Genomic DNA, 6,528 nt, shown 5'->3' with positions numbered 1-6,528 from the left:
AAATGCTCGACGCATCTCGCCAAAATAGCCGGAATGGCAGAACAAGTACGTCGCGGCGATACATCGTCTGAGGGAAGCTTTGAAGCGATCTAGTCCGTCGATGAGAGAAAACGCCACTTCGCGGCATTGACGTCGATGCGCGCATCGTTCTCAAGTCGCTTTTCGGCACGGTCGGACTCTGCCTGCCGCAAGGCTTCTGCGCGAGCCTTTTGAGTTGCCGTGAGGTCTTGCCTTCTGAACGGCGCGGCGGGGTCGGTCGGGATTCGTTTTTGCATGTTGATGTTCGAAAATAAAAGGGAAGGTTGGTGAAGGCCGCAGCGTGTGCAGTCAGCCAGGCGAGCGTGCGCCGCATGGCGGAACAAAGCAAGAACAATCGTCAGACTTCGACGGGCGATACATCGAGAAAATTTGCGGACACGGCTCTCGGGGCCTGTCGTCGAGCCAATTAAATAAATCGCGACAGCGATTAAAAATACGCTCAGAATGGACCAAATGGCGGTCCGTTCCGTGGCCGAAAGACAGGGGCGCAAAAATGGCAAAAGGTCAAATGCGAAGTAATCGCGAAGCAAAAAAGCCCAAACAAACAAAAAAACTGTCATCTCCGGTGGCCGATCCGTTCAAAATCCCGGTTCCCAAGACTTCGGGTTCGACGAGCGCTACGAAGAAGAAATAGCCGAAGTGCCGCCGCGCATTGCATGGTCTCATGCGTGGGTCAGTCTTACCTCATGTCGGCGCTTCCGAAGGTCTTATCGTGCCGTCCGGTAGAAGCTGCCTCATGCTCCATTTTTCATTCGATGTTCCGGGTATTTGACGCGCTTCCGAGTCTCGGTTGATTCATTCGCGCATTTCCGTGGATTGAACCCTTGGGAGCGAAATGGTGGCCAAGTCTCGTCATGGCGTGACGCAATGAGCAGCCCCCAACGTCGTTCTCGGGTGAGGCGTCCGAATTAGTCTTCAGAAGCGAGGTGACACTCGAACACTACGAAGCGCCACTGCCCGATTATTTGCTGGAAGGGGTATGCGTCGAAGTGGCCCTTCGCGTACACCAGCGAGGAAGCGTCGAATCTCGTGAACGCGCGAAGCCGGCCGATCCTCACCGACGATGTGGACGCATGGGCGCGACGTTTCATCGGACCGAGCGGGTCGACCGAAACGATGACCTTGCTGCGCAGCATGACGCTCGAGATCAAGAACAGCTTCACGTACGTGCGGCGAGTCGAGAAGGGCGTCAACCAACCCGCCGAGACGTTACGGCTGGGCAGCGGTAGTTGCAGGAATTTCGCGGTGCTCATGATGGATGCGGTCCGCTCGCTGGGCCTGGCGGCACGATTTGTCAGCGGCTATATCTTCGTTGCCGAACCACGACACGACCCTGGGCGGCGGTGCGACGCACGCATGGTTGCAGATTTATCTTCCCGGTGCCGGCTGGGTCGATTTCGATCCGACCAACAGCATCGTCGGAAACCGGCATCTGATTTGTGTGGCCGTAGCATGGAATTCGGATCAGGCGCTGCCGCTGTGGGGAACATGGCACGGCGCGATGCATTCGTTCCGGAGTCTCGACGTAGACGTGAGCGTAACTGAAGACAATTGATGGAAACATCTTTGCGCCTCCGCGCCCCATGACTTCTCAATGCAAGGATGATTCGATGAAACTCCGCGTGGGCTATGAACTGATCTACGAGTGTGCGCAGCCGACCCCGATGATGCTGATGTTGAACACGCACTTCTCCCGCGCGCAGGACGTGCTGTCAGGTGATCTGCTGGTGGTCGAGCCACCCGTGCCGATCACGCAGTATCGCGACAGCTTCGGTAATCTGTGCAGCCGAATCGTCGCGCCGTCGGGGCTGATCTCACTGTCCACCAGCGCATTGCTTGAAATCTCCGATCGACCCGAGACGCGCGAGCCGCTCGGGCATCAGCATCCTGTCGAGACGCTGCCGGATGAATGCCTGGTGTTTCTGCTCGGCAGCCGATATTGCGAAACCGACCTGTTGTCCGCCATGGCGTGGAAACTGTTCGCCGCGACTGCTCCAGGGCGTGATCGGGTGCAGGCGATCTGCGACTACGTGCATCGCCACATCAAGTTCGGATACGGGTTCGCACGACCGACCAAGACCGCGTTCGAGGCGTTTGAGGAAGGCGAGGGTGTTTGTCGCGACTTCGCTCATCTGGCCGTGGCGCTGTGCCGCGCGATGAATATTCCGGCGCGCTACTGCACCGGCTACATCAGCGATGTCGGCGTGCCGCCACCGTATAGCGCGATGGATTTCGCGGCCTGGTTCGAAGCCTATGTGGGCGGTTCATGGCAGACCTTCGACCCGCGCAACAACGTGCCGCGTATTGGCCGCGTGCTGATGGCGCGAGGTCGCGATGCCGCCGATGTCGCCATCAGCAATACGGTCGGCCCGACCAAGCTGATCAAGTTCGACGTCCACTGCGCACCCTTGTGAGCCCGAACGACTCGGTTGCGGGGTGAAGCGCACCGGGAATCTCGGAGACCGTTTTGCTGGAGTTACGCAGCCATCGGCACTCCAGCGAGTTGCTCATAGTAACGGGCTTCCGCTTCGGCCGGTGGGATGTTGGCGATAGGTTCAAGCAGACGTCGGTGATTGAATCAGTTCACCCATTCAAGCGTCGCCAGTTCGACCGCCTGCACATTACGCCACGGGCCACGGCGATGAATAACTTCTGCCTTGTATAGGCCGTTGATCGTTTCAGCGAGCGCGTTATCGTATGAATCGCCTACGCTGCCGACTGACGGTTCAATCCCTGCTTCAGCTAGCCGGTCCGTGTATCGAATGGAAACATATTGCGACCCGCGATCCGAATGATGTACCAAACGGTTACCTTCTGCTGGTCGGGGCTCGTGTAGTGCTTGCTCCAGCGCATCCAATACGAAATCGGTACGCGCTGAACTCGACAACCTCCATCCGACGATGCGTCGCGCAAACACGTCAACGATGAAGGCAACATACGCGAGTCCTTGCCAAGTCGCGACTAAGGTGAAGTCGGAAACCCACAGTGCGTCGGGCTTTGACGCCTTGACCTGACGCTGCACATGATCAAGCGGGCAAGGCGCGCTTTCATCGCGCACGGTGGTTCGTATCGACTTACCCCGCCGTACACCCTGCAGGTCCAGTCGCCTCATCAACCGTTCAACGGTGCAACGCGCAATTCTGAATCCTTCGCGCAGCAACTGTCGCCAGATCTTGCGCGCACCGTACACGCGAAAGTTCTCTTCCCAAACGCGGCGGATGTGCTGGCACAACAATACATCACGCCGTTGCCGCGCTGGCAGCCTACGTGGATCAGCGCGCCGCGACGCATACAGGTAGTAAGTCGACGGGGCGATCGGCAATACTCTGCAGATCGGCTCGACCCCGTAAGCCGACCGGTGATCGTCGATGAATGCGATCATCACTTCGGTCGGCGGTCGAGCTCCGCCTGTGCGAAATAGGCCGAGGCCTTACGCAGGATCTCGTTCGCCTGGCGCAGTTCCCGGACCTCTCGTTCAAGCTCGCGGATCCGATCTTCCTCTTGCCTCGCAGGGCCTGCTCGCTCACCACGATCGCTCTCAGCTTGACGGACCCAATTTCTTAGGGTCTCGCGCGAACAGCCCATCTTCCCGGCGATCGACTGAATCGCTTCCCACTGCGTGGCGTATTCCGAACGGTGCTCGAACACCATACGAACCGCTCGCTCGCGCACCTCGGCCGAATACTTCGGCGCTGTCTTCCGTTTTGCTTTGTCGATGTTTTCCATTTCCTCATTCTCTCAGGAGTTGAGGTCTCCGGAAAACCCGGTGCGCTTCAAAGCGTAATCGAGTGCTTGTCTCCGGTAAGCATTCGACGGGACGTCAGTTTTTACTACCACCGGCATCATCGGTGCGCGCATGTTTAAAGTAGCCCGCCTTGCGTGGGAATATCCACGGAAGACGACGGCGAATGAAGAGGGAGTGACGGCTTTCGGGGAAAAGGTGAACAGCAAGAACGGCACAGTCAATGAGGGTGTTGGCAAAGCAACGGACGATCCCGTTCTGGACGCCAAGCGTCACGCTCAACGGGTCGGCGACCAGGCCAGAAAGCAGATGGATGATCTGAGCGAAGATGCGAGTGACACCGATAGCGGCGAGTTGGACCGTACCTATTGCTGCCCGGTCCGAGGCGAAGAAGCCTTGACGCAAGAGCAGGCGAGACCCGGCGCCGTCTGCTGTGTGGCGGCCGTCGATCTATCGGGCAGGTTTGCGACGGTCTTATCGTACGGGCGACCGCCAAGGGCAGCATCGCGGTCGCCGCGAAGCAAGGCGTCCTCGGCAGATTGGTCTTCGCTGAGCTTGGGGATCTCGGGTTCGTTGCTCTCGGCTATGCTGATTCGTTTTCGGTCGTTCATTTAGATTGCGGATGTGGCATATTCAATAGCGGTCGGATGCGCACATGGCCCTGAATTGGAACCTGCGGTTAGTCCGCGCTCGAGGGGCCAAGCAGTGCGTCGATCGCAGCTTGCCCGGCGCTTTCCGCAATGAGATAAGACCATCTCCGTGTGAACGGGCCGTTATGAATTTTGATGCCGTGGCCGCGCGCTCCGAGTACGCCGAGATTGCCACCGCCCTTAATTTGGAAAGTCACGTCATACAAGTCTTCGGCGGATACTGCTAACGCGACGTGAATCTCGAAGCCACGATAGGGAATGATGCGATACATGAGACGCTCCTTGAAGTAAATCACGCGCCTCTTTGTGGGGTTGTGCGGTAGCGGTTTTGATTATCGCCAGTTGTGCATGCGCATGCACGGGCGCTATGGCCGGACCGAATCGCGCGAAGCGCATCGGCTTTCGCAAGACATTTCGTTATCCAAACTCTCAAATACGTAGCGCTCTCGCTTGATTCAGCCCGGCGGCCAAGGGCAAGCGTCTCGCTCGATCAAATGGCGGTGATAAGGTGTTCATGTAGTTTGGACGTATAGAAAACCTGAGGTTACAGATCGCTGACGTCCGCGCCATCAATCTTTCCATCGATGATGTCCTCGCCTTGCTGCCATGCGGCACGTCGTGCAGCGCCGAAATCTGAGATTGCCGCCGCCAGCTTCAACCGGAATACACGGCTCGCGCCGGCCGCGCCAGCGGCCTCTTGACGGGACACGCGTACCGCGACCTCAAAGCCTTCGTCATAGCGGGAATGCCGGTCAAACCGATCGAATTTGCGTGCGAAGACAAGGGGGTGCAGCTCGAAGCCCTTGTAAATGCGAGGCGGCAAGGTTGACATGATCTTTCTCCAAGGGCGTTCCCACTATACGCGCAAATGCGTGCCCGGATTAAATTTCGCGCGGGTGGCGGTCCGCCTCGGCGGAGTCAGCGTTACGACTACCCGCAGTTGTCAACCCAGTTTTGGGCCCAATCAGAGGAGTGTCGGATTGCCTCATGTTCGCTGGCGAAATAGCCGAGCGAAAAAAAACGGTACTGCGCATCGGCAGCGCCCGACCGCAGGCTTGACAACAGGAGGTTCGACGAAAACGAACCGTCTGGCAGGCGATGCGCAGATGGATGAACGGCGTAGCCGCGATAGTGATGATGGGATTTTTGGGTTTGCATTTTGTAGTTCTATATATGGAGGATTACGCGCGCCGCGCCCCATGATGGGCGCATGGATCTGCATCGGGCGACACGCGTCGTGATAAGCGAGGGCGTCTTTAGAGCGCGTCCTACCAGGGTTAGGAAGAGACGCTGACGGCGGGGAGAGGAGGGGTTTCGCTCGGCGGCGGGCGATGAGCCCGAGCGTCCACGTCGCGACGCCGGGCGAAACATTGCGTTAAAGCGGCTTGATATTCGCTGCCTGCAGACCTTTGGGGCCGCGCTTTGTTTCGTAGCTCACTTTCTGGTTCTCGGCGAGCGTCTTGAAACCTTCGCCGCTAATTTCGGAGAAGTGTGCGAAAAGATCGTCGCTGCCACTATCCGGGGTGATGAAGCCGAAGCCCTTGCTGTCGTTGAACCACTTTACGATGCCGGTGTCCATGATCGTCCTTGAAAAATAGAGATATTGCTCCACGAGGAGCAGCGGAAGCATCAAGGAAGGAGAGGGCAACGAATACCGCGGAGGGGAACGGAACTATTGATGAACAGCAATCGAATTCTTGAATTTTCGCGACCCACAATATCACCTCGGCGTTGGTGCGTCAAGGACCCTGTTTTATTACACATTGTCGACTTACACGATCGCCCGGCCTCAAGATGGCGGCGCGTTGCGATTCGCTTCGGCGCTCAGGGCGGATATTTCAGATTCGGCTCCAACACGCGAATTGCACATCAGCGGCGCTGCGTCAAACGGACTCGAAAGAGTATTTATTTCGTTGATCTAAAGTATCCTGGGGCGAGCGTGTTACGGACGGCGTCACAACCGGAATACCGAGCCCTTTCTTGGAATTCTTTCGGCGACCAGATTCTGGCTCGCTGTCAAATCCGAAGGGCGCGCCGGTCGAACAGTCCTTGCCGACGAATGCAGACGCATTTCCTCGAGCAAGTGCGAGAAGCCTC

Annotated in this window: 10 protein-coding genes, 1 pseudogene and 1 other annotated feature; of the genes and pseudogenes, 2 read left to right on the top strand and 9 right to left on the bottom strand. The window is 57.8% G+C overall.

Annotation, left to right across the window (positions count from 1 at the left end):
- Nucleotides 1-89 precede the first annotated feature (89 nt).
- Nucleotides 90-599, bottom strand: coding sequence for a hypothetical protein (locus tag QCE58_RS33775; protein WP_235366294.1), 510 nt, complete (start codon nucleotides 597-599; stop codon nucleotides 90-92).
- 348 nt (nucleotides 600-947) lie between these two features.
- Nucleotides 948-1,292 carry a hypothetical protein gene (locus QCE58_RS33770; RefSeq protein ID WP_235366295.1) on the bottom strand — a complete coding sequence of 115 codons (345 nt, stop codon included), beginning with the start codon at nucleotides 1,290-1,292 and terminating at the stop codon, nucleotides 948-950.
- Here QCE58_RS33770 and QCE58_RS33765 point away from each other — a divergent pair.
- Nucleotides 1,174-1,584, top strand: a complete 411-nt coding sequence (locus QCE58_RS33765; RefSeq protein ID WP_235366293.1) for a transglutaminase family protein — start codon at nucleotides 1,174-1,176, stop codon at nucleotides 1,582-1,584. The two genes, QCE58_RS33770 and QCE58_RS33765, sit on opposite strands and share 119 nt — an antisense overlap.
- 65 nt (nucleotides 1,585-1,649) lie before the next feature.
- Nucleotides 1,650-2,453, top strand: a complete 804-nt coding sequence (locus tag QCE58_RS33760; protein WP_008344592.1) for a transglutaminase family protein — start codon at nucleotides 1,650-1,652, stop codon at nucleotides 2,451-2,453.
- Nucleotides 2,454-2,515: 62 nt separating this feature from the next.
- Here QCE58_RS33760 and QCE58_RS33755 read toward each other — a convergent pair.
- From QCE58_RS33755 to QCE58_RS33725, 7 genes and pseudogenes are all read right to left on the bottom strand, one after another.
- Nucleotides 2,516-3,765: pseudogene (locus QCE58_RS33755) on the bottom strand (IS3 family transposase).
- Nucleotides 3,347-3,463, bottom strand: a sequence feature (AL1L pseudoknot). It overlaps the preceding pseudogene by 117 nt.
- A 94-nt stretch (nucleotides 3,766-3,859) precedes the next feature.
- Nucleotides 3,860-4,186, bottom strand: a complete 327-nt coding sequence (locus QCE58_RS33750) for a hypothetical protein (protein ID WP_160172936.1) — start codon at nucleotides 4,184-4,186, stop codon at nucleotides 3,860-3,862.
- 274 nt (nucleotides 4,187-4,460) lie between these two features.
- Nucleotides 4,461-4,703, bottom strand: a complete 243-nt coding sequence (locus QCE58_RS33745; RefSeq protein WP_008344600.1) for a hypothetical protein — start codon at nucleotides 4,701-4,703, stop codon at nucleotides 4,461-4,463.
- Between the two features lie 272 nt (nucleotides 4,704-4,975).
- On the bottom strand, nucleotides 4,976-5,263 hold the full coding sequence (locus tag QCE58_RS33740; RefSeq protein WP_175982994.1) for a hypothetical protein: 288 nt from the start codon (nucleotides 5,261-5,263) through the stop codon (nucleotides 4,976-4,978).
- Between the two features lie 98 nt (nucleotides 5,264-5,361).
- Complete coding sequence (locus tag QCE58_RS33735) at nucleotides 5,362-5,589, bottom strand: hypothetical protein (RefSeq protein ID WP_250522741.1); 228 nt, start codon at nucleotides 5,587-5,589, stop codon at nucleotides 5,362-5,364.
- 217 nt (nucleotides 5,590-5,806) lie between these two features.
- On the bottom strand, nucleotides 5,807-6,010 hold the full coding sequence (locus QCE58_RS33730; protein ID WP_008344606.1) for a cold-shock protein: 204 nt from the start codon (nucleotides 6,008-6,010) through the stop codon (nucleotides 5,807-5,809).
- Nucleotides 6,011-6,314: 304 nt separating this feature from the next.
- On the bottom strand, nucleotides 6,315-6,528 hold a 214-nt coding region (locus tag QCE58_RS33725; RefSeq protein WP_309781230.1), incomplete at its 5' end, for a hypothetical protein.

The sequence above is a fragment of the Caballeronia sp. LZ028 genome, from assembly GCF_031451415.1.
In the GTDB taxonomy this organism is placed as follows: Bacteria; Pseudomonadota; Gammaproteobacteria; order Burkholderiales; family Burkholderiaceae; genus Caballeronia; species Caballeronia zhejiangensis.
The sequence above is the reverse complement of the archived record's forward strand: the minus strand, read 5'-3'. Positions and strand labels throughout refer to the sequence as shown.

Bases quoted from the DNA above. Each gene is read 5' to 3' on its own strand.
- QCE58_RS33770 (WP_235366295.1), bottom strand. From the start codon at position 1,292: ATGAGCACCGCGAAATTCCTGCAACTACCGCTGCCCAGCCGTAACGTC.
- QCE58_RS33760 (WP_008344592.1), top strand. From the start codon at position 1,650: ATGAAACTCCGCGTGGGCTATGAACTGATCTACGAGTGTGCGCAGCCG.
- QCE58_RS33730 (WP_008344606.1), bottom strand. From the start codon at position 6,010: ATGGACACCGGCATCGTAAAGTGGTTCAACGACAGCAAGGGCTTCGGC.
- QCE58_RS33735 (WP_250522741.1), bottom strand. From the start codon at position 5,589: ATGCAAACCCAAAAATCCCATCATCACTATCGCGGCTACGCCGTTCAT.
- QCE58_RS33745 (WP_008344600.1), bottom strand. From the start codon at position 4,703: ATGTATCGCATCATTCCCTATCGTGGCTTCGAGATTCACGTCGCGTTA.
- QCE58_RS33765 (WP_235366293.1), top strand. From the start codon at position 1,174: ATGACGCTCGAGATCAAGAACAGCTTCACGTACGTGCGGCGAGTCGAG.
- QCE58_RS33775 (WP_235366294.1), bottom strand. From the start codon at position 599: ATGACAGTTTTTTTGTTTGTTTGGGCTTTTTTGCTTCGCGATTACTTC.
- QCE58_RS33740 (WP_175982994.1), bottom strand. From the start codon at position 5,263: ATGTCAACCTTGCCGCCTCGCATTTACAAGGGCTTCGAGCTGCACCCC.